The sequence below is a fragment of the SAR86 cluster bacterium genome, from assembly GCA_023703675.1.
GTDB lineage: Bacteria > Pseudomonadota > Gammaproteobacteria > Magnimaribacterales > AG-339-G14 > AG-339-G14.
In genome coordinates this window covers 71,546-92,512 of sequence record CP097974.1, presented here as the reverse complement: position 1 = coordinate 92,512, position 20,967 = coordinate 71,546, and the positions used below count along the sequence as shown (strand labels likewise).

Genomic DNA, 20,967 nt, shown 5'->3' with positions numbered 1-20,967 from the left:
ATTAAAGGTTATTTAATAAATTTTCTGCTGTACTTACTTCAAGGGCGGTTCCCGTTTCTACGAAAACTGATTCCAAAACATTATCGTTTGCAACGGCAGCATATCTCGCTGAAATCTCTCCAAAACCTATCATTGAAGCATCTGCCAAAAGGCCCATGGCCTTGGAGAAGTCCCCATTTCCATCAGAAAGAAAAGTTACTTTATCAGCAGCTTCCAAGTGCTTTTCCCACGCTTTCATTACAAAAGCATTGTTTACTGCTAAACAAACAATTTCATCAATACCCTTGGAAAGAATTTCATCAGATTTTTCGATGTATCCTGGAAGTTGAATTGAACAAGTTGACGAAAATGCACTCGGCACTGAAACTATAGCTACTTTTTTGTCAGCCAAATATTCGGTACTTTCAATGGTATCTACTCCTTTTTCCCCCAGTTTAAAAAGCTTAGCTGAAGGTAATTGCTCTCCCACTTTAATCATTTTTTCTCCTAAATCTCATTATAAATTTTACTACCTGAGTCTCTAAATTCTTGAGCTTTCTTTTGCATTTCCTCTTCTTGTTTCTTAACTTCTTCCCTTGCAAAATCTCTTACATCTTGAGAAATTTTCATCGAACAAAATTTTGGTCCACACATTGAACAAAAATGAGCCACTTTTGCTGAATCTTTTGGCAAAGTTTCATCATGATAGGATTTAGCTCTTTCAGGATCTAAGCCTAAATTGAATTGATCTTCCCATCTAAAATCGAATCTCGCTGCTGAGAGAGCATTATCTCGTATTTGTGCTGAGGGAAGACCTTTCGCCAGATCTCCTGCATGTGCAGCAATCTTATAAGCCATCAAACCTTCTTTTACGTCTTCCTTGTTTGGCAATCCTAGGTGTTCTTTTGGTGTTACATAACACAACATCGCACATCCATACCAACCTATCATTGCAGCTCCAATTGCAGAAGTAATGTGATCGTAACCAGGAGCTATATCAGTTGTTAATGGTCCGAGAGTATAAAAAGGAGCTTCGTAACATTCTTGCAGTTGTAAATCCATATTCTCTTTAATCAATTGCATCGGGACATGTCCGGGGCCTTCAATCATCGTTTGAACGTCGTAATCCCATGCAATCTTGGTCAGCTCTCCTAGAGTTTTTAATTCTGAAAACTGTGCTTCATCATTTGCGTCAGCGATTGATCCTGGTCTAAGTCCATCTCCAAGAGAAAAAGTTACATCGTAATCTCTCATGATCTTGCAGATTTCTTCAAAATTAGTGTAAAGAAAATTTTCTTTATGATGCGCCAAGCACCATTTCGCCATAATGGAACCGCCTCTTGATACTATTCCAGTAACTCTTTCAGCGGTCATAGGCACATACCTCAGAAGCACTCCAGCGTGAATAGTGAAATAATCTACACCTTGCTCGGCTTGCTCTATTAAAGTTTCTTTGAAAACGTCCCAATTTAAATCTTCTGCTACTCCATTTACTTTTTCTAATGCTTGATAAATTGGAACTGTTCCAATTGGAACTGGAGAATTTCTTACTATCCATTCTCTGGTGTCATGAATATTTTTCCCGGTAGAAAGGTCCATGACGGTATCTGCCCCCCACCTTGTGGACCAAGTTAATTTTTCCACTTCGTCATGAATTGAAGAGGACAAAGCTGAATTTCCTATGTTTGCATTTACTTTAATCTTAAAGTTTCTTCCGATAATCATAGGCTCTATTTCAGGATGATTTATATTTGCCGGGATGACTGCACGTCCAGAAGCGATTTCATCCCTAACAAATTCTGGAGTTATTTTTTTTGGTAGATTAGCCCCAAAATTTTCTCCGAGATGATAATTGCCCTGCTTTAGTTTTTCGTTCTCATCGTGACATTGATTTTCTCGAATTGCGATGTACTCCATTTCTTCAGTAATGATTCCCTCTCTAGCTAGAGACATTTGTGTAGAATTTGGCTTGTCTTTTTTCCTATTTTTTAGCCATTTATCTCGATTTTTAGGCAATCCTTTCTCAATATCTATAGAAATATCAGGATCTGAATAAGGACCTGAAGTGTCATATAGGTAAATAGGCGGGTTAGTCTGTTTTCCCTCTGAGGTAATCGAGCTTGTTTGCAAAACTTTTCTTACTGGAACATTAATATTGTTAGTTGAACCTTGGATGTAAACTTTTTTGGAACCGTTGAAAAGTTTTGTAGCAGTTTGAAGAATTTTTTTAGATTCTGGTGAGTTATCAATTGATCTTGAGGAAATCTTCTTCACATGTATATTTTAAAACTATTTAGCCATTAACAAAATTGTTTTATTAAAAAAAATTTTTTTTCTTATATGAAAATAATCAATTTTATAATGTTTACAGTGTCAACTTTAATTGAGTTATAATTTAGAAATGCACAAAAGAGCTGTAATTTCGTTTTTTTTAATCTTTTTTTCATTGTTTGTTAAAGCTGAATCTCTAAACCTAGCTGAAGTTTATGAAATAGCGTTAAAAAAGGATCCAGAGCTTAAGATAGCCGAAGCTACCTTTAAAGCTGAAAAAGAAGCTAAAGCTAAAGGAATTGCAGGTCTATTGCCAAGCATCACTACTAGAGGAATTACAAGTTGGAATGAGTCTGAAGTGCTACGTGGTCCGCAATCTACGTTTTTTGATGGCACTGGAAATAATACCTATGGTTATTCTGCTGATTTAATTCAGCCAATTTTTCGTGTAGATAGATGGTTTCAATTTAGTCAAGGCAAAGCAATGAGTGAAGTTGCAAAAGCAAAATTCGCTTTTGCTCAGCAAGAAACTATTACAAGGGTGGCTCAAGCCTACTTCAACTTGTTAAAAGCAAATAAGAATCTTGAAGTAGCAGTGGCCGAAGAGAATGCAATAAAGCGTCAAAGAGACATTTCAAAAAGATTATTTGAAGAAGGCGTTTCGTCTGTTACTGACTTTCAAGAAGCGCAAGCTTTTTATGATTTATCTAAAGTTTCTAGAATAGCCAGTGAAGGTCAATTGGAATTCGCGAAAGAAGCGTTGGTAGCAATAATTGGAGAGGCTCCTAATTTAACTGATCTAAATTCGGATTTTCCAATCAGTTCTCCAAATCCAAAATCACAAGAAGAATGGGTTGGTATAGGATTAACGAATAATTTCTCTCTTAAGGCAGCAAAACTTGCAACTAGAGCTTCTAAACGAAATGCTCAAAGTAAACTTTCGGATCATTTTCCTGATGTAGACCTTGTTGCTAACATTACTAGAAATAATAGTAGACAGCCATCTTTCGAAGGTGGAAATTTTAGTTTTGAAAAAAATTATATTGAGGACAGAAAATTTAGCCTTCAGTTTTCATGGCCTTTGATGGCGGGAGGCTTGATAAGCTCTGAAAGGAGGGAGGCTTACGCATATTTTGAAAAAGCTGAGCAGGAAGAAATTTTGATGGAGAGAAAAACTAAGCAACAAATAAAATCTATGTACTCCTCGGTTTTAACAAATTTGGCAAACGTGAAGGCTAGAGAACAAGCACTAAAATCTTCCGAATTAGCACTCAAAGCAACTAGGTTTGGGTATGAATCTGATACGAGAAATATTGTTGATCTTTTAAATGCCGAAAGAAATTTTTTCTCTGCGCAAAGAGACTTCAATTCTTCAAAATATGATTTTATTATCGCTGAATTAGGTCTTAAATTATCTGCAGGTGCGTTAACGCCAATGGATATTTACGACATAAGTAATTTTATGACTAAATAAAATGCCCGAGCTTCCTGAAGTTGAAACTACTCTGCGCGGCATTTCAAAAAGAATAATAAATAAAAAGATTGAATCTTTTAAATCAAGAACACAGAAACTTAGATGGCCTATAGATAGGGATCTTAGTCGCTACTTAAAAAACAAAATCATTATCTCTGCTTGGCGAAGAGGAAAATATATTATTTTCAATCTTTCAGAAGGTCATCTTCTAATTCATCTTGGGATGTCTGGAAAATTAAGAGTCTTTGATGGTCAGGTAACGCCAAAAAAACATGAGCATTGGGACTTATCTTTCACTGATGGCTGGACACTTAGATATACAGATATAAGAAAATTTGGGGCTCTTGTAAAAATAAAAGAAAAACCTGAAGAACATAACTTGCTTAAAAACCTAGGTCCTGAACCCCTTGGTAATGAATTCAATAGTGAGTATCTATTTCAGTGCACTAGAAAGAGGACGCGTCCGATCAAAAACCTAATTATGGACGCAAACGTAGTCACTGGAGTTGGAAATATTTATGCCAATGAAGCTTTATTTCTTGCCGGCATAAGGCCAAGAAAACAATCTAGAAGACTAACCAAATTAAATTGCGAGGATTTGGTTTCAGCAATTCGCCAAACTCTTCAAGAAGCAATAGAAGCTGGAGGGACTACTCTAAAAGATTATACGAATGCCGACGAAGCTCCTGGTTACTTTAAAAAGAAATTAAGAGTTTACGATCGGGGCAACAAACCATGCCTAACCTGTGGAACTCAATTAAAAATTATAAGACAAGCAAATAGACAAACTGTTTATTGTCCAAGTTGTCAAAAATGATTTTTAAGAATATTTAGAATTAAGGGCTTCAAGTGATACTGGATGAACAAATTCGGAAACATCGCCACCCATTTTGCAAATCTCTTTAACTAAGGTTGAAGAGATATAAGAATACTTTTCTTTTGGAGTTAAAAATACGCTTTCTAATTCAGGCATCATTGCACGATTCATATTAGCCAATTGAAATTCATACTCAAAATCAGCAACCACTCTCAATCCACGAATCAATATTTTAGCGTTATTGTCTTTTGCGAGATCAACCAAAAGACCGGAAAACCCAATAACTGTAACTTTAGGGTTATCTGAGAAGATCTTATTGGCTATTTCTTTTCTTTCATCCAGAGAAAACAATGGACTTTTGGCTTCACTAGCAGCAATAGCTATGACAACTGAATCAAAAAGTTCACAAGCGCGCTCGATTAAGTCGACATGTCCTTTCGTGATAGGATCAAAAGTTCCAGGATAAATAGCTTTTTGACTCACAAGGGTATTATATTCTATTTACTTAAGTAATTTAGAATAAATGCCCCAGAGTAGTTATGAGAGAGTTAGAACAAATCTGCGTTCATGACTTTATTCCAAGCACTGACAAAGTCTTTAACAAATTTTTCCTTATTGTCTTCAGTCGCGTATACCTCTACCAAGGCTCTCAATTGAGAATTAGACCCAAAAACTAAGTCTGCTCTTGAAGCGGTTCTAGTCTTTTCACCTGTGACTCGATCAAACGCTTCATAAGAGTTTCCAGTACCGTTGGGTTTCCACTGGACTCTCATGTCTAGAAGCGTTTTAAAATAGTCATTTGATAACTCATCAGTGTTTTCAGATACTAATCCATAGTCACTGGCTGTGATTCCTAAAGATCTCATGCCTCCAATAAGAACAGTCATTTCTGGAGCCGTAAGTCCAAGTAATTGTGATTTATCAAGCATAATCTCTTCAGCGCTGACGCTAAGACCTGATCTGTGATAATTTCTAAATGCACAAGACAATGGTTCTAGGTATTCGAAGGAATCAGCATCAGTTTGCTCTTGAGTAGCATCGCCTCGACCAGGAGTAAAAGGTACTTCTACTCCAGTTGCTTTTTCTATCCCTATATTTCCAGCAAGGATAATTACATCCGCAATAGATGCGCCAGATTCCTGAGCTATGCTTTCGTATATTTCTAAAACTTTTGAAAGTTGCTCTGGTTTATTTGCTTCCCAATCTTTTTGTGGAGCTAAACGAATTCTTGCTCCGTTTGCACCTCCACGCATGTCCGAGCCTCGATAAGTTGAAGCACTAGCCCAAGCAGTCTCAACCATTTCTTGGATGCTCAAACCGCTAGCTTCTATTTTGCTTTTGACTGAAGCGATATCATAATCTGTGGATCCATCGTTTATAGGGTCTTGCCAAATAAGATCTTCTTCTGGAACCTCTGGGCCCATATAATTTGACTTTGGCCCCATATCTCTGTGCAGAAGCTTGAACCAAGCTTTAGCAAAAGCATCTGCAAATTCATCTGGGTTATTAAGAAAATGTTCAGAGATTTTCTTATAACTCGGATCAGTTTTCATAGCGATGTCAGTGGTGGCCATAATGGTAGGCTCTTTTTTACTAGGATCATGAGCACTAGGAGCCATGTCTTCTTCTTTTTGATCTTTCGCATACCATTGATGAGCGCCAGCAGGACTTTTACCAAGCTCCCAATCGTATTTAAAGAGTAGTTCGAAATAGCCATTGTCCCACTGAATTGGATTGGTTGTCCAAGCGCCTTCGAGTCCGCTTGTGATAGCGTCTTGACCAAGTCCAGTACCGTGAGTATTGGTCCAACCAAGGCCCATTTGCTCTATTGGGGCACCCTCTGGTTCAGCTTGGACTAAGTCTGCGTCTCCAGCTCCATGACATTTACCAAAAGTGTGTCCGCCAGCTACTAAAGCAACAGTCTCATAATCATTCATGGCCATTCTTCCAAAAGTGGTTCGAATATCGTGTGCGCTAGCCATGGGATCTGGATTTGCATCTGGGCCTTGAGGATTTACATAAATCAATCCCATTTGCACAGCCGCGAGAGGATTATTCAGCTCTCTTTCTCCTTGATAACGAGTGTTTTCTAGCCACTGCTCTTCAACTCCCCAAAGAATGTCTTCCTCTGGCGCCCAAATGTCAGGTCTACCACCGCTGAATCCATAAGTTTTACCGCCCATTGACTCTATTGCGACATTACCGGAAAGAATTAACAAATCTGCCCAGCTGATTTTATTTCCGTATTTTTCTTTTATTGGCCAGAGAAGCCGTCTAGCTTTGTCTAGATTTCCATTATCAGGCCAGCTATTTAAAGGAGCAAAACGTTGTGCTCCAGTTCCTCCGCCACCTCTACCATCTGTCGAACGGTAGGTACCAGCCGCGTGCCAAGTCAATCTGATAAAAAACGGACCATAATGGCCATAATCTGCAGGCCACCAATCTTGTGAATCTGTCATCAAATCCAACAAATCTTGCTTTAGAGCAAAATAGTCAAGCTTTTCAAACTCAGATTTATAATCAAAGTCTTCGCCCATTGGATTTGATTTTCTATCGTGTTGATGAAGAATGCTTAAATTTAATTGGTCTGGCCACCAATCTTTGTTAGAAGTTCCGCTTGTTGTATTTCTAGTCATCGAGCCATGCATGACTGGACATTTTTCAATGTTTGATTCTGTATTATCCATATTACCCTCTAATTTATAAGAAAAACTTATATTAATGTACTATTAAAAATAGTATTGATAAATATATATTTTTCCAATAAATAATTCGATAAAATCGAACATGTAATGATCACCATTAAACAAATAAACTATGCTCTTGCTGTTGCAGAAACACTGCACTTCAAAAAAGCCGCTGAGAAATGTTTTGTTTCACCATCTACCCTCAGCAATGCCATTACTGAAATGGAGGCACGACTTGGAGTACAGATATTTGAAAGAAACAACAAGAACGTAATAATTACAAAATTAGGATCTTTGGTAATTGAAAAAGCTCAGGGAATTAAGACTGATATCGATGATATCAATAAAATTTGTGAATTAAATTCAGAGCCCCTTTCAAGCAAAATTTCACTAGGAATAATTCCAACCATTGGTCCTTTTTTATTGCCCGTACTTCTGCCGAAAATTAAAGAAGATTTTCCTAACTTAACTTTAAATATCGTAGAGGCCCAAACAGATGTCCTGCTGAGAAAAATTTCTTCTGGTGAAATCGAATTAGCTATTTTAGCTCTGCCTTTTGAAACTTCAGGATTTAATGTACATAAATTTTGGATTGAAAATTTTTTTTGGATCAGCAAGAAAGAAGATCCAAGATCTAAAAAAAAATCTATCAAAGCTAAAGAGCTTGATCTAGACGAACTGATTATGCTTGAAGAAGGAAATTGTCTAAAAGATCATATCTTAAACGCTTGCAAAATAAAGAATACCTCAAAAATTACTTTCAATGCTTCTACTCTTAGTACTTCGATAGAGCTTGTGAAAGGAGGTATAGGAACAACTCTTGTTCCAGAGATGGCAGTAAATAAATTACTTTCTGCTAATCCAGAATTGGCAAAAACGGAATTAGACGAAAAAGGACCTCACAGAGAAATTGCCCTTGTTTCAAGAATGAATTATTCAGGAGAAAGAGACATAGATAAATTAATCCACTTATTCACCAAAGAGCTAAAAGATCATAAAAATATCAAAGTAAGTTAATCTTGAATTTCGACTTTAATCTTTTTAATTTGTCTTTTATTTGATGACAATATAGAAAATTTTAAATTTTCTAACTTTATCGATTCCCCTGTTTTTGGAAATCTACCAAATTTATTCGTAACAAACCCGCCAATCGTATCGAAATCCTCATCGGAGAAATCCGTATTGAATTTTGAGTTGAATTGCTCAATTTCAGTAATTGCTTGAACATTAAATTCTTTATTGGATTTTTGAATAATTCTTGTCTCTTCATCGATATCTGTTTCATCTTCTATCTCGCCAACTATTTCCTCTAGAACATCTTCAATGGTAACCAATCCACTGACTTCCCCGAATTCGTCTACAACCAGAGCCATATGACTTCTATTGGATTTAAATTCATCCAAGAGAACATTTATCTTCTTACTTTCTGGAATATGATTTACAGGTCTTACTATTTCTTGGAAGTCAAAACTATTTATGTCTAGCCTTTCCTCTATTAATCCTGGTGCAAATTTTAAAAGGTCCTTGGCCAATAAAATTCCGATTATTTTAGATTCATCTTCATTAAAAACGGGGAACCTTGAATGCGAAGATTGCACAACTTTCTTAATAAGTTGATCAATATTGTCTTGTTCATTTATTGAAATCATTTGCGATCTTGGAACCATTACGTCTCTTACGGGAATAGAGGCAAATTCAATGGTTTCTTCCATCATTTCCAAGACGTCTTTATCAATGATGTTATTTTCTTCAGCTTCCTTTAAAACCGAAGCCAATTCGTTTTGATTCACGGGCTTGAATGAGAGTTTTCTATAAATCTCTCTAACGTAATTTCTTGTTCTTTTGAATAAGCCCAGATTGGTTTCCAACTGAGCCTCAGTACTTGGAGGTTCTTCTTTCATCCTAATAAGGATCTCCTGCAGATATATTTTTCATTATTTTCTTTTCAATCTTCTCCATTTCATTTTGATCTAATTTTTTCATGTGATCAAACCCTAACAGATGAAGAAGGCCGTGGATTATCATATGTTTTAATCTATTTTCAAAGATTTTTTTATATTTTTTTGCCTCTTGTTCAATTATTTCTTCGCAAAGAGCTATTTCTCCTATTAAAGTCTTTTTATCTCCAGTTGGAAAATTTTTTGGTAATTCGAAAGACAAAACATTAGTTGATTTGTCTTGATTACGATATGTCTTATTTAGAACTTTCATTTCTTCTTGACTGACAAAATTTAAATTTAATTGGTGCTGGTCAGTGAATTGATACCCGACCGTGTTGAACACTTCAAGAACGATTTCTAAAATTTCTGATTTTGATAATTTAGTGAATTTTGTTGATTTTAAATTATTTAAAGTTAAATCCATTAATTATTCTTACGCTCATAAGCTTCAATAATTTTTTGCACTAAATTGTGTCTCACAACATCATCGGGATGAAAGTAATGAAAAGCTATATCCTTTTGAGAGTCTAATATTTTAATTGCATCAGCAAGTCCTGAAGGAGTTCCTTTAGGCAAATCTGTCTGGGTAATATCTCCGGTAACAACCGCGGTTGAGCCAAAACCAATTCTCGTTAAAAACATTTTCATTTGAGCAGGAGTACAATTTTGCGCTTCATCCAAAATTAAAAATGAATCGTTTAAAGTCCTGCCTCGCATGTATGCCAAGGGCGCAACTTCAATTTTTCCATTTTCAATAAGTCTGCCAACTTTTTCTGGACCCATCATATCGAATAAAGCGTCATAAAGAGGTCTTAGATATGGATCTACTTTTTGTGAAAGATCGCCTGGCAAAAATCCAAGATGCTCGCCAGCTTCAACGGCTGGTCTAGTCAGAATAATTTTATTAACTTTTTCTTCAACAAACATGTTGACCGCAGCGGCAACAGCAATATAAGTTTTACCTGTTCCAGCTGGCCCCACTCCAAATGCTATGTCGTGATCTAAAATTGACTGGACAAATTTTTCTTGAGCTTTATTTCTTGGAGTTACGTAAAGTTTTGGCGTTTGAATAGTGAAATCTTGTTCAGTCTCTAACTCAAAAATCGTCCCGTTCGAATCTGAAGCTGTACCATTTAACGCTCTACAAATTGAAAAGTGAACCTCATCGGGAGAAACAGAATCACTCGTCTCTGCGAGAGAGGCTAAATCTTCAAGAATCATCCTTGCTTTAACTACGTTATTTTTTTCACCAGAAATAGAAAAACTATTTCCTCTACTCTTAATCTTTATCGCAAGAGAATTTTCAATTTGTTCTATGTTTGAATTTACAGGCCCGCAAATAAGAGAGAGATTCTGTGTCTCTATTTCGGGAAGTTTAAATTTTAATTTCGGCATAGATTAGAATCTTTCTAATTTACCTCTTAGTGAGTTTGTCAATTGATCTACTATTTTTAGGTTGACGAATTTTCCGACAACATTTGCATCAGTTGCAAAATTTACAACTCTGTTATTTTCAGTTCTAGCTTGCAGTTCTCCAGGATTCTTTTTTGAGACTCCTAAGACTAAACATCTTTCTAAGCTACCGACCATCTTTCTGGATATTTTAGACGAAAGTTCATTAAGTTTGTGTTGCAGTATTGTTAATCTTTCTTTCTTTATATCCTTAGAAACATTATCTTCCATTCCCGCAGCAGGTGTATTTGGTCTTGGGCTATAAATAAAACTAAAAGATTCATCAAATCCTACTTTTTCTACAATATCTAAAGTATCTTGAAAATCTTTATCAGTCTCTCCGGGAAAGCCAACTATAAAATCTGAAGAAAAACTTATTCCTGGTCTATTTTCTCTTATTCGAGAAATTAGCTCTAAGTAACTAGCAGATGAATATCTCCTTCGCATTAACTTAAGAATTCTATCCGATCCGCTTTGCACTGGAAGATGCACATGACTTACAAGCTCTGGAGTGTCTTTATATAAATCGACTAAGTCATCTTTAAATTCGAAAGGATGACTGGTGGTATAGCGAATCCTATCAATTCCGTTTACCTTAGAAACTTTTTCGATAAGAAATGCAAGAGATTTTTTTTCTCCCTCAAATGATCCCTTGAAATTATTTACGTTTTGCCCAAGAAGATTTACTTCTCTTACGCCCCTAGAAGCTAACCCTTCTATTTCGACTAAAATATCTTCTACTGGCCTACTTACCTCGTGCCCGCGCGTATGTGGAACAACGCAAAAAGAACAATACTTGTTACAGCCTTCTGTGATTGATACAAATGCTGTGACCGAATCAGATGATGATTGGGGCAAGTAATCAAACTTTTCAATTTTTGGAAAACTTATATCTAGTTGTTTTTTTTCAGTATCTGACGCCTCTTTATATAAGTTGGGAAGTCTATGCAAAGTTTGCGGTCCGAAAACAATATCAACCGCGGGTGCTCGTTGTGATAATTTTTTTCCTTCTTGGCTAGCGACACATCCGCCAATTGCGATTTTGAGGTTTGGATTCTTGTCTTTTAATTTTTTCCACCTTCCAATTTGGTGAAAAACTCTCTCTTGAGCTTTCTCTCTAATGGAGCAAGTGTTTAGGACGAGTAGATCGGCATCTTCGGGAGTATCGGTTGCTGTGAACTCCTCTTTTTCCGATAGAAGATCAAGCATTTTTGCCGAATCGTATTCATTCATCTGGCAACCATGAGTTTTAATAAAAACCTTTTTCATGACAAGTTAATTAGATTTGGCAAAAATTGTATCCCGATAAAATCTCAATTCATTGATCGATTCGTAAACGTCTGCTTGGGCTCGATGCGCAGCTTTTTTTGTGGAATGTTGCATTGAAATTTCTGGCCTCCAACGCTTAGTTAGCTCTTTAACAGAACTGACATCAATACAGCGATAGTGAAAATGATCTTCTAGTTCTGGCATGTATAAACTTAAAAATTTTCGGTCATGCCAAACTGTATTTCCGCATAAAGGAGAGGCATTTTTTTCCACATGCTCTCTCAGAAACCTTAAAGTCTCCTGCTCTGCCTCTTCTTGATTGATCTTGCTATTGAGAACATCCTCAATTAATCCAGACTCACCGTGATGACTTTGATTCCAATCATCCATTGCGTCTATATATTCTTTAGGTTGCGAGACAACTATATTTGGACCATCAATTATTTCAGTAAGATCTTCATTAGTTACTGCAGAAAAAATTTCAATAATTCTCTCAGCATTTGGGTCTAGCCCCGTCATCTCTAAATCTAACCAGATTAATTTTTTTTCCATACGATTACTCTACAATAGTAACAAAATAAGTGAATTCATGACCGACGAAAAGAACAACAAAACTCATTTTGGTTACAAAAACGTTAACTCTAAAGAAAAACCTGATTTGGTTAAAGAAGTTTTTGATTCTGTATCAAATAAATACGACCTAATGAATGACTTAATGTCATTGGGTATTCATAGGTTGTGGAAAAAAGCGACCATCCAAATGAGTAATTTAAAAAAAGGCGATAAGGTTCTAGACGTAGCGGGTGGAACAGGTGATCTAGCCATTTTATTTTCAGAGTTAGTTGGCGATTCGGGAAAGGTGTATTTATCTGATATCAACGAAAAGATGCTAGAAGTGGGAAGAGACAGGGTAATTGATTCGGGTTGCAACAATATTAAAAACCTAGTTGCAGATGCAGAAGATTTACCCTTTCAAGATGAAGAGTTTGATTGTATTTCCATTGCTTTTGGAATCAGAAATGTAACTAATAAAGAAAAAGCTTTAAAAGAATTTTATAGATGCCTGAAACCAGAAGGTAGATTGTTAGTCTTAGAGTTTTCTAATCCAGAACACAACTGGCTTTCTGAACTATACGATCTTTACTCCTTCAATCTATTACCCAAATTAGGTGAGTGGATTGTTGGCGATAGTAAAAGCTATGAATATTTAGCAGAATCGATAAGAATGCATCCCAATCAAGAAGTTTTTTTAGAAATGATGAACACTGCAGGATTTGTAAATACAGAATATCAAAACATGACTGGCGGTATAGTCGCACTTCACATTGGTGAAAAAAAATAATCATGGCTTTTGTGCGTTTTTTTTGGATCGTATATCTTTTTTTTAAATATCGTCTAGATGAACTAATTCCGAAGAACTTTATTCCAGCTTGGTTATTCTTATTCTTCAAACTGAATCCTTTTCGACTAAACAAAAATAGTAAAAATTCAGGAGAGCGACTTTCTGAAGCACTGGAAAAAGCTGGACCAGTTTTTGTAAAATTTGGTCAAATTCTATCCACTCGTCCTGATCTGATAAATGATGAAATCATTTCAGAGTTAAAAAAATTCCAGAACAATCTCAAGCCCTTCGACTCTAAGGTAGCTAAACAGATCATAGAGAAGGATTTGAACCAATCTATTCCAAAAATGTTTAAAAAATTTAAGGACGAGCCTCTTGCAGCTGCCTCCATTGCTCAAGTTCATGAAGCCGAATTAAAAACTGGCGAAAAAGTGGTCGTCAAAGTTGTAAGACCTGGCTTAAAAACTCAAATCAAAAAGGATTTAGCGCTTTTGAAAGCACTTGGATTTTTAGCTTCAAAATTTAAAGCAGATGCGCGACGCTTAAAATTGAAAGAAATGATCAATGAATACGATTTCGTCATAAATGCTGAAGTTGATCTTAAAAAAGAAGCAGGCAACACGATTCAGACCGCTAATTTTTTTAAAGACAACGAACTTCTATACGTTCCAAAAACTTATCCAGAATTTTCTGGATCGAAGGTGTTAACTTTAGAAAGAGTGGAAGGTATACCCGTAACCGATTTAGACAAATTAAAAAATAAAAAAGTAAATTTAAAAAAATTATCGGAAAGGGGAGTAAGTATTTTTTTTAAACAACTTTTTGAAGATAACTTTTTTCATGCAGACATGCATCCGGGAAATATTTTTGTTGATGCTTCAGACTCAGAATCTCCTTCTTACGTAGCTGTTGATTATGCAATATGTGGCAGTCTCTCTGAAAAGGAACAGTTACTGATAGGAAAGATGCTTTCAGATATGTTTAGTAAAAATTATTCAGCAGTGGCAAAAACTATGATGTCAGCTGGCTGGGTAGACTCAAAAACGAAACCAGTTGAATTGGAAGCAACAATCAGGACGGCTCTTGAACCGATATTTGAGAAACCTTTTAGCGAGATAAAATTTGGTGAAATGTTGTTGTATCTTTTTGAAGAAACGAGAATATATAACTTGTCCTTGCCTGCTTCACTATTGTTATTGCACAAAACTCTTTTAAATATTGAGGGCTTAGGTCGTCAAATTTATCCTGACTTAGATCTTTGGACCACTGCCAAGCCTTTCATCCAACAATGGATAAATAAAAAATACAATCCGACAAATTTATTTAAAAAATTTAAGGAAGATGTCCCAGGTTTGCTAGAAAAGGCTTACGAATTTCCTGAAAAACTAGAAACTATTTTTGAAAATATTTCAAATTTAGATGAATTTAATGACGAAATGAAGAGTCTTAGAAAAGAAATCAATACGCAGAAAAATTCTATGAATTACATACTTATAGCTTCAGCTGTGATAATTATTTCGGTAATATCAATTTCTTTAAGTTTATGAGCGACCAAGATAATATCTTCGAACGATTGAGTAAAATTTTAATATCGAGGAAAGAGACATCTAAGGATAATTCTTACACTGGTCAACTCTATAAGGAAGGTATTGAAAGGATAATTGCCAAAATTAAAGAAGAATCAGAAGAATTAATTGAAGCAAGCACCTCTGATAAAGAAGCAATAATTCATGAAGCTGCAGACCTCGTCTTTCACGTCATGGTATTATTAGCCTTTAAAGATATCGACCCGAGTGATATTTTAAGAGAATTAGAAAAAAGAGAAGGCGTATCAGGTATAGAAGAAAAATCTAAGAGGTAGAAATGGGATTTGGTGGAATAAGCATTTGGCAACTTTTAATAATTTTAGCAATTATTATTCTTATCTTTGGAACCAAAAGATTTAGAAATATGGGCGGAGATTTGGGTTCGGCCTTTAAAAATTTTAGAAAAGCTGTCAAAGAAGAGCCTAAAGAGGAACAAAAAGAAGACGATTCTCAGTAAATGTTCGACATTGGTTTCTTTGAGATATTAATTATCTGTCTTATTTCCTTAATTATTCTAGGGCCCAAAAGACTTCCAAGCTTTCTTACCTCCCTTGAGGAGCTTTACCTGAAAACAAAAAGCGGCTTGAGAAAACTAAAGCAAGAACTGTACTCTGAAGGCTTTGACGACCAAAACAAAGACGATGACCAAGGAAAGTAATTCAATACTCTTCCAATTAGGTTTACTGCGGAACCTTTTCTTGAGAGCTTTTGGTATGCTCGCGATTTTCTTTGTCGCACTCACTTTCTATCAAGATTCAATTTATGTATTTATCGCAGACCCCTTGATGCAATTTTTACCTGAGAATTCTTCAATGATTGCAACTGGCGTTGCCTCACCTTTCATAACACCATTAAAACTAAGTTTTTACGCTGCTTTATTTTTAGCAATGCCTTATCTGATTGTAGAACTTTGGAATTTTATTTCTCCTGGTCTTTATCGAAACGAAAGAGTCTTATCAGTTTCTTTGAGCGCCTTTAGCATAATTTTATTTTATACCGGCATGGCATTTGCTTTTTATCTAGTATTTCCACTCATTTTTTCTTTTTTTATTCAATCGGCTCCTGCTGATGTAGCAGTCATGACAGATATTTCTCAATATCTAGATTTTGTCATCACTTTGTTATTGGCTTTCGGATTTGCTTTTGAGATGCCAATACTTATTATCGCCTTAATTTGGGGAGGAGTATCCTCCAGAGAAAGCTTGGCTTCAGCCCGCCCATACGTGATTATCGGATGTTTTGTTATTGGAATGTTGCTCACTCCACCAGATGTCATTAGTCAAACTCTTTTAGCAATTCCCACCTGGCTTTTATTCGAATTAGGTTTATTCATTTCTAGATTTATAAAGAAATGAATAATGATTCAAGAATGTTTCTGGGCTATCTAGGATTTCTTCCTTTTGGCTTGCTTACTATCTCTCCTTGGATTATCGGCGAATCCTTTACCAATCAAGCTTACTTCTTACTAATTGTCTATGGCGCGATCATTATTTCATTTTTAGCAGGTATGAGTTGGGGATGGAATATCTCTAGTCAGAAAAATCTATTTATTGGAATTTTGTTTTCGTTGATTGGGTTTTTTACAATTATTATTGGTTACTTCTTTTTAAATATAGCTTTAATAATTTTTGCAATTACTTTTCCGTTATTCTATATTTTTGAAAAACAGGCCAATGAATTTATGAGCGATGAATCTTACTTAAAATTAAGAAGAAATTTAACTTCTGCAGTTTCAGGATGTTTTTTGCTTAGTTTTATAACCACTTTATAAGAATGATAAGAATTATACTTTTTGCGGCCTTAGCCTTAATCACGTTTTTGATAATTGGTAACATTTTATCGAACAGAAACCAAAATGGATCAAAGATTTTAAGTTATTTATTAGCGATACTGGTTGTTGTAGCGATTGCAGGATTTGCAATTTGGCTTCTGCCTCGCTTAGGTATCAATCTATCAGGATTTCTGCAAAGGCTTTTGCCTTTGATAAATACCATTCGAGGTTTTTTACCTTTCTAAATCTTTAGTCCACTCTCCAAGTGCAGCTAATTTGTTCATTTCTGCGCGATGAGAAAAAGCTTCTTGAGCTGCTAAGGTATTTTCATTAGAACCCAACCAAGCTTTCAAAGCGGCTTGCTGTAAAGCGCGCCCGTAAGAAAAAGTAAGTTTCCAAGGATTTCCTCCTTTCTTATTAAGCGCGTCTAAATTCGCTGTAGCATCTATATCCGATTGACCTCCAGATAAAAAAGCTATCCCTGGAAGTTCTGGTGGAACATTTTCAAGAAGACACTTCATGGTAAGTTCAGCTACCTCAGAGTGTGACAGTTGCACGGGTGAATCTTGACCAGCGAGGATCATGTTGGGTTTTAAAATTGTCCCTTTGATATTTACCCCATTAGTGCTTAGATTTGAAAAAAGAGAATTTAAGCATTTTGAAGTTGCGTCATAACAGGATTCTGCTGAATGTTCACCGTCCATTAACACCTCTGGTTCGACGATGGGAACCATATTATGATCTTGAACTATCTTTGCATAGCTAGCCAAGGCTTGCATATTGGCATCAATGCATTCCTGACTAGGCATGTCGTTACCGATTTTTATTACCGCTCGCCACTTTGTAAACTTCGCGCCAAGATCTTCGTATTCAGAACATCGCTCTTCTAAACCATCTAATCCACTGGTCAAAACTTCTTCTGAATCGTTGATTGGAGAAACTCCTTTATCTACTTTTATTCCAGGCAGGGCTCCCGTTTTTAAAATTATTTCTTTCAAAAAAGTCCCATCTGCAGCAGACTGCCTTAGAGTTTCATCAAATAATATTACTCCGCTAATATTTTCATTCATGCCAGAAGCACGAAACAATAATTCTCGGTAATCGCGTCTGGAATTTTCAGTAGATTCCGTATTGATGGCATCAAAACGTTTACCGATGGTAGGAGTGCTTTCGTCGGCCGCTAAAAATCCTTTGCCATCAGCTACTAAATAATTTGCAATTTCTTCTATGTTTGTAAAATTCATATCATGCCCCTAAATTTTTTTGATTAATTATTTCTAAACTGGGAAGTGAGCCAAGCTCAATGTATTCCAAAAAAGCACCGCCTCCTGTAGAGGCATAATCCACTGAGTCCATCATTTTAATTTTTGAAAATGCTGCCAATGTTTCTCCGCCCCCGATTATTGTCATCGCATTAGATTCAGCAACTTTTTTTGCTATGCCTTCAGTTCCTTTTGAAAAACGATCGTCCTCAAATTTACCCAACGGACCATTCCAAACAATCGTATTGGCTTCGTCAATGTACTGACTAAAAGCTTCAACAGATTGTTGTCCCACGTCTAAAATCACATCTTCATCGGATAACTCATTCACACTTTTTTCTCTAGCTTCAGAACCATTACTAGTAACAACAAAAGTAGGAATAACAATTTGAGGGTGTTCGATAATTTTTTTTGCTACTTCCAAGTAACTTGGTTCGAAGAGAGATTTGCCAATATTTTTTCCTTGTGCTGCGTAACAAGTATTTGCTAGAGCCCCTCCTATAATCAACCAATCGCAATGATTAGTAAGTGACTCAATCACATTGATTTTAGTAGAAATTTTAGATCCGCCAATTATTCCCAAAAGAGGCTTTTCTGGAGAAATAACAATTTTTTTTAAAGCATCTATCTCTTTCTCAATCAACAATCCAAAACATGCTTCATCAATGTAATTGACTATTCCAAATGTTGAAGCCTGTTTTCGATGCGCCGTTCCAAATGCATCCATGATAAAAATGTCTCCTAATTGACTTAATGCGACTGATAATTCATCCTCGTTATTTTTTTCGCCCTCAAAAGATCTAATATTTTCAAGCATGCATAAATTTTTAGATTCTTTCAATTCTTCTAGCGATTTTACAAGTGTCACTTCTTTATCCAGAAGTTTGCTAAGTCTCTTTGCAATTGGCGCTAGAGAAAACTCACTTGCAATAGCTTCTCCTTCCTCTGGCCTGCCTAGATGAGAAATAATCTTTAAATTATTGGTTTTAGATAAAATATGCTCGATTGTCGGAATAGTTCTGACTAGCCGTTCGTCGTCTAGTAAAGTTTCTCCTTCTAGTGGCACGTTGTAATCAACTCGTAATACAACGGCTTTATTTTCTAAATTTTTTGAAGAAAGAAGACTTTTCTCAAAGTTCATTTTTTTAAAAGTTCTTTTGCTTTGCTGACAACATTTGAAATTGTGAATCCAAAATGCTCTAAAAGATCTTCCAATGGAGCAGATTCGCCATAAGTCTCCATGCCTAAAACTAAGTCTCCCTGATTAAGGTATTTATGCCAGAAATCAGCCTGCCCGGCTTCAATTGCCAATTTAGGACCATCTCCTAAGACTTCAAATTTGTATTCGTCGCTCTGTAAATCAAATAATTCCGTGCAAGGAATAGAAACAACTTTTATCGATAAACTATCTTCCGCTAAGATTTCCGCTGCATCGACTGCTAACCCTACTTCTGAGCCACTTGCGATAATGGTTAAATCTTCTTGATCTGCCTCTTTCAAAACATACCCTCCTTTTGCAATAGCCCCAACATCGTTTCTAGTTTGAGGTGGCAAATTTTGACGAGACAAAATTAGCGCATGCGGATTGGTTTTAGATTTCAGTGCATGTTGCCATGCGTAGGTAGTTTCCACTCCATCACAAGGCCTCCAAGTAAAAACTCCAGGGGTAGCTCTCAACATAGTAATGTGTTCTATCGGTTGGTGAGTTGGACCGTCTTCACCAACTCCAATTGAATCATGTGTATAAACATAAATCACAGGCAGCTTCATCAAAGCAGACATCCTGACTGCGTTTCTTGCGTAATCAAGAAAAGTTAAAAAAGTACCGCCGTATGGCCTTATTGCCCCATGCAATATCATGCCATTCATTATGGCTGACATTCCAAATTCTCGAACCCCATAATTCAAGTAGTTACCTCCTGAATCTGGAGTTAGAACTTTAGAGCCTTTCCATTCCGTGTTATTTGACGGTGACAAATCGGCTGAACCTCCAACCAATTCTGGCAAAATCGGACCAAGAGCGTCGAGACACATGCCAGAGCATTTTCGGCTTGCGTGACTGGTCCCATCAGCTTCGAATTCTTTTATAAGATTTTCTAAAACGGAATCTAACTCCTTGGGAAGGTCTCCTTTGACCAAACGATTAAAAGTCTCAAATTCTTCAGTGAATTTTTCTCTATAAGCTTCAACTAAAAGATCCCAATCGCTTTCATATTTTTTTCCTGCGTCTTCTTGATTCCAACCTTTATAGGCTTCCTCAGGAATTTCAAAAGGTTCATGATTCCAATTAATATTTTTTCTGGTGAGAAGAACTTCTTCTTCGCCCAAAGCTGCGCCATGAACACCAGAGGTACCGGCTTTGTTTGGCGAACCTTTGCCAATGATTGTCTTGCAACAGATTAGGCTGGGTTTATCTATTTGCTTAGCCTCTTCAATTGCAGCATCAATTTCTCCTTCATTGTGTCCATCTACTTTAGAGATGACATGCCAACCGTAACTTTCAAATCTCTTAGCAGTGTCGTCCGTGAACCACCCTGAAACCTCTCCGTCAATACTGATGTCGTTGTCGTCGTATAAAACAATCAACTTTTCTAATTTATGAGTGCCAGCATAAGAACAGGCTTCGTGTGAAATTCCTTCCATCAGATCGCCATCGCCACAAAAGACGTAAGTGTGATGATTGACCAACTGAAGGTCTGGTTTATTAAACTTGTGAGCAAGAATTTTTTCCGCTAATGCCATGCCTACTGCGTTCGCAAGCCCTTGACCAAGCGGTCCAGTAGTAGTTTCGACTCCGGGAGTTACATCGCACTCAGGGTGCCCTGGAGTTTTTGAGCCTAATTTTCTAAAGTTTTTTAATTCTTCTATAGGTAAATCGTATCCAGTTAAATGCAACAAAGAATAAAGCAACATTGAACCGTGGCCGTTTGAAAGAACAAATCGGTCTCTGTTAAACCAATCGGGATTTTTTGGATTGTGCTTTAAATGTTTGGTCCATAAGACCAATGCGATTTCAGCCATACCCATTGGCATCCCGGGATGTCCACATTTCGCAGCTTGGACAGCGTCCATTGAAAGTGCCCTAACGGCATTGGCTAAATTTACTTTATCGGACAT

Annotated in this window: 21 protein-coding genes and 1 pseudogene; 10 read left to right on the top strand and 12 right to left on the bottom strand. The window is 36.4% G+C overall.

Annotated elements, in window-relative coordinates; translation table 11 throughout:
- Nucleotide 1: 1 nt before the first annotated feature.
- Both M9C82_00430 and thiC read right to left on the bottom strand, forming a co-directional pair.
- Entirely contained in the window at nucleotides 2-478 is a 477-nt protein-coding gene (locus tag M9C82_00430; protein URQ73635.1) for a peroxiredoxin, read from the bottom strand.
- An 8-nt stretch (nucleotides 479-486) separates the two neighbouring features.
- Entirely contained in the window at nucleotides 487-2,229 is a 1,743-nt protein-coding gene (gene thiC / locus M9C82_00425; protein URQ74137.1) for a phosphomethylpyrimidine synthase ThiC, read from the bottom strand.
- A gap of 151 nt (nucleotides 2,230-2,380) precedes the next feature.
- Here thiC and M9C82_00420 point away from each other — a divergent pair, with 151 nt between their 5' ends.
- Nucleotides 2,381-3,724: a TolC family outer membrane protein gene (locus M9C82_00420; GenBank protein ID URQ73634.1), complete on the top strand. Its 1,344-nt coding sequence runs from the start codon at nucleotides 2,381-2,383 to the stop codon at nucleotides 3,722-3,724.
- Between the two features lies 1 nt (nucleotide 3,725).
- Entirely contained in the window at nucleotides 3,726-4,541 is an 816-nt protein-coding gene (mutM, locus tag M9C82_00415; GenBank protein URQ73633.1) for a bifunctional DNA-formamidopyrimidine glycosylase/DNA-(apurinic or apyrimidinic site) lyase, read from the top strand.
- Nucleotides 4,542-4,544: 3 nt separating this feature from the next.
- Here the strand turns inward: mutM and coaD are convergent, their stop codons facing one another.
- Entirely contained in the window at nucleotides 4,545-5,024 is a 480-nt protein-coding gene (gene coaD, locus M9C82_00410) for a pantetheine-phosphate adenylyltransferase (protein URQ73632.1), read from the bottom strand.
- A 65-nt stretch (nucleotides 5,025-5,089) separates the two neighbouring features.
- Nucleotides 5,090-7,228 (bottom strand): catalase/peroxidase HPI, encoded by a 2,139-nt coding sequence (gene katG / locus M9C82_00405; GenBank protein URQ73631.1) that lies wholly within the window; start codon nucleotides 7,226-7,228, stop codon nucleotides 5,090-5,092.
- Nucleotides 7,229-7,333: 105 nt separating this feature from the next.
- Between katG and M9C82_00400 the strand changes: the two genes are divergently transcribed.
- On the top strand, nucleotides 7,334-8,245 hold the full coding sequence (locus M9C82_00400) for a hydrogen peroxide-inducible genes activator (GenBank protein ID URQ73630.1): 912 nt from the start codon (nucleotides 7,334-7,336) through the stop codon (nucleotides 8,243-8,245).
- On the opposite strand, the gene M9C82_00395 is transcribed toward M9C82_00400, so the two are convergent.
- The 5 genes from M9C82_00395 to orn are packed head-to-tail and all read right to left on the bottom strand — an operon-like array spanning nucleotide 8,242 to nucleotide 12,441.
- The gene (locus M9C82_00395) at nucleotides 8,242-9,129 is read right to left on the bottom strand and encodes a CBS domain-containing protein (protein ID URQ73629.1); all 888 of its coding nucleotides are present in this window, start codon (nucleotides 9,127-9,129) and stop codon (nucleotides 8,242-8,244) included. The genes M9C82_00400 and M9C82_00395 overlap by 4 nt on opposite strands.
- Nucleotide 9,130: 1 nt before the next feature.
- Nucleotides 9,131-9,592 (bottom strand): rRNA maturation RNase YbeY, encoded by a 462-nt coding sequence (gene ybeY / locus M9C82_00390; GenBank protein URQ73628.1) that lies wholly within the window; start codon nucleotides 9,590-9,592, stop codon nucleotides 9,131-9,133.
- Nucleotides 9,592-10,563 carry a PhoH family protein gene (locus M9C82_00385; GenBank protein URQ73627.1) on the bottom strand — a complete coding sequence of 324 codons (972 nt, stop codon included), beginning with the start codon at nucleotides 10,561-10,563 and terminating at the stop codon, nucleotides 9,592-9,594. The genes ybeY and M9C82_00385 overlap by 1 nt, the downstream gene beginning before the upstream one ends.
- Nucleotides 10,564-10,566: 3 nt before the next feature.
- Entirely contained in the window at nucleotides 10,567-11,889 is a 1,323-nt protein-coding gene (gene miaB / locus M9C82_00380) for a tRNA (N6-isopentenyl adenosine(37)-C2)-methylthiotransferase MiaB (GenBank protein ID URQ73626.1), read from the bottom strand.
- A gap of 6 nt (nucleotides 11,890-11,895) precedes the next feature.
- Nucleotides 11,896-12,441, bottom strand: coding sequence for an oligoribonuclease (orn, locus tag M9C82_00375; GenBank protein URQ73625.1), 546 nt, complete (start codon nucleotides 12,439-12,441; stop codon nucleotides 11,896-11,898).
- Between the two features lie 37 nt (nucleotides 12,442-12,478).
- Here orn and ubiE point away from each other — a divergent pair, with 37 nt between their 5' ends.
- From ubiE to M9C82_00340, 7 genes and pseudogenes are all read left to right on the top strand, one after another.
- Nucleotides 12,479-13,231, top strand: a complete 753-nt coding sequence (ubiE, locus tag M9C82_00370) for a bifunctional demethylmenaquinone methyltransferase/2-methoxy-6-polyprenyl-1,4-benzoquinol methylase UbiE (GenBank protein ID URQ73624.1) — start codon at nucleotides 12,479-12,481, stop codon at nucleotides 13,229-13,231.
- Between the two features lie 2 nt (nucleotides 13,232-13,233).
- On the top strand, nucleotides 13,234-14,778 hold the full coding sequence (locus M9C82_00365; protein URQ73623.1) for an AarF/UbiB family protein: 1,545 nt from the start codon (nucleotides 13,234-13,236) through the stop codon (nucleotides 14,776-14,778).
- Entirely contained in the window at nucleotides 14,775-15,092 is a 318-nt protein-coding gene (locus M9C82_00360) for a phosphoribosyl-ATP diphosphatase (GenBank protein URQ73622.1), read from the top strand. Before M9C82_00365 ends, M9C82_00360 begins: the two co-directional genes overlap by 4 nt.
- Nucleotides 15,093-15,094: 2 nt before the next feature.
- A pseudogene (gene tatA, locus M9C82_00355) lies at nucleotides 15,095-15,268 on the top strand (twin-arginine translocase TatA/TatE family subunit).
- Between the two features lie 6 nt (nucleotides 15,269-15,274).
- Complete coding sequence (locus tag M9C82_00350; GenBank protein ID URQ73621.1) at nucleotides 15,275-15,475, top strand: twin-arginine translocase TatA/TatE family subunit; 201 nt, start codon at nucleotides 15,275-15,277, stop codon at nucleotides 15,473-15,475.
- 55 nt (nucleotides 15,476-15,530) lie between these two features.
- Nucleotides 15,531-16,172, top strand: a complete 642-nt coding sequence (gene tatC / locus M9C82_00345; GenBank protein ID URQ73620.1) for a twin-arginine translocase subunit TatC — start codon at nucleotides 15,531-15,533, stop codon at nucleotides 16,170-16,172.
- Complete coding sequence (locus M9C82_00340; protein URQ73619.1) at nucleotides 16,169-16,588, top strand: DUF3429 domain-containing protein; 420 nt, start codon at nucleotides 16,169-16,171, stop codon at nucleotides 16,586-16,588. The genes tatC and M9C82_00340 overlap by 4 nt, the downstream gene beginning before the upstream one ends.
- Nucleotides 16,589-16,821: 233 nt before the next feature.
- On the opposite strand, the gene M9C82_00335 is transcribed toward M9C82_00340, so the two are convergent.
- Genes M9C82_00335 through tkt form a run of 3 tightly spaced genes read right to left on the bottom strand, consistent with a single transcriptional unit; the run spans nucleotide 16,822 to nucleotide 20,967 of the window.
- The gene (locus M9C82_00335; GenBank protein URQ73618.1) at nucleotides 16,822-17,832 is read right to left on the bottom strand and encodes a fructose-bisphosphate aldolase class I; all 1,011 of its coding nucleotides are present in this window, start codon (nucleotides 17,830-17,832) and stop codon (nucleotides 16,822-16,824) included.
- 1 nt (nucleotide 17,833) lies between these two features.
- A complete protein-coding gene (locus tag M9C82_00330; protein URQ73617.1) occupies nucleotides 17,834-18,991 on the bottom strand; it encodes a phosphoglycerate kinase in 1,158 nt (385 codons plus the stop codon).
- Nucleotides 18,988-20,967 (bottom strand): transketolase, encoded by a 1,980-nt coding sequence (tkt, locus tag M9C82_00325; protein ID URQ73616.1) that lies wholly within the window; start codon nucleotides 20,965-20,967, stop codon nucleotides 18,988-18,990. Before tkt ends, M9C82_00330 begins: the two co-directional genes overlap by 4 nt.

Coding starts and splice junctions, on each gene's coding strand:
- M9C82_00360 (URQ73622.1), top strand. CDS start 14,775: ATGAGCGACCAAGATAATATCTTCGAACGATTGAGTAAAATTTTAATA.
- mutM (URQ73633.1), top strand. CDS start 3,726: ATGCCCGAGCTTCCTGAAGTTGAAACTACTCTGCGCGGCATTTCAAAA.
- katG (URQ73631.1), bottom strand. CDS start 7,228: ATGGATAATACAGAATCAAACATTGAAAAATGTCCAGTCATGCATGGC.
- ubiE (URQ73624.1), top strand. CDS start 12,479: ATGACCGACGAAAAGAACAACAAAACTCATTTTGGTTACAAAAACGTT.
- M9C82_00365 (URQ73623.1), top strand. CDS start 13,234: ATGGCTTTTGTGCGTTTTTTTTGGATCGTATATCTTTTTTTTAAATAT.
- M9C82_00340 (URQ73619.1), top strand. CDS start 16,169: ATGAATAATGATTCAAGAATGTTTCTGGGCTATCTAGGATTTCTTCCT.
- M9C82_00385 (URQ73627.1), bottom strand. CDS start 10,563: ATGCCGAAATTAAAATTTAAACTTCCCGAAATAGAGACACAGAATCTC.
- orn (URQ73625.1), bottom strand. CDS start 12,441: ATGGAAAAAAAATTAATCTGGTTAGATTTAGAGATGACGGGGCTAGAC.
- tatC (URQ73620.1), top strand. CDS start 15,531: ATGCTCGCGATTTTCTTTGTCGCACTCACTTTCTATCAAGATTCAATT.
- M9C82_00395 (URQ73629.1), bottom strand. CDS start 9,129: ATGAAAGAAGAACCTCCAAGTACTGAGGCTCAGTTGGAAACCAATCTG.
- ybeY (URQ73628.1), bottom strand. CDS start 9,592: ATGGATTTAACTTTAAATAATTTAAAATCAACAAAATTCACTAAATTA.
- M9C82_00400 (URQ73630.1), top strand. CDS start 7,334: ATGATCACCATTAAACAAATAAACTATGCTCTTGCTGTTGCAGAAACA.
- M9C82_00430 (URQ73635.1), bottom strand. CDS start 478: ATGATTAAAGTGGGAGAGCAATTACCTTCAGCTAAGCTTTTTAAACTG.
- M9C82_00420 (URQ73634.1), top strand. CDS start 2,381: ATGCACAAAAGAGCTGTAATTTCGTTTTTTTTAATCTTTTTTTCATTG.
- M9C82_00330 (URQ73617.1), bottom strand. CDS start 18,991: ATGAACTTTGAGAAAAGTCTTCTTTCTTCAAAAAATTTAGAAAATAAA.
- miaB (URQ73626.1), bottom strand. CDS start 11,889: ATGAAAAAGGTTTTTATTAAAACTCATGGTTGCCAGATGAATGAATAC.
- M9C82_00335 (URQ73618.1), bottom strand. CDS start 17,832: ATGAATTTTACAAACATAGAAGAAATTGCAAATTATTTAGTAGCTGAT.
- tkt (URQ73616.1), bottom strand. CDS start 20,967: ATGTCCGATAAAGTAAATTTAGCCAATGCCGTTAGGGCACTTTCAATG.
- M9C82_00350 (URQ73621.1), top strand. CDS start 15,275: ATGTTCGACATTGGTTTCTTTGAGATATTAATTATCTGTCTTATTTCC.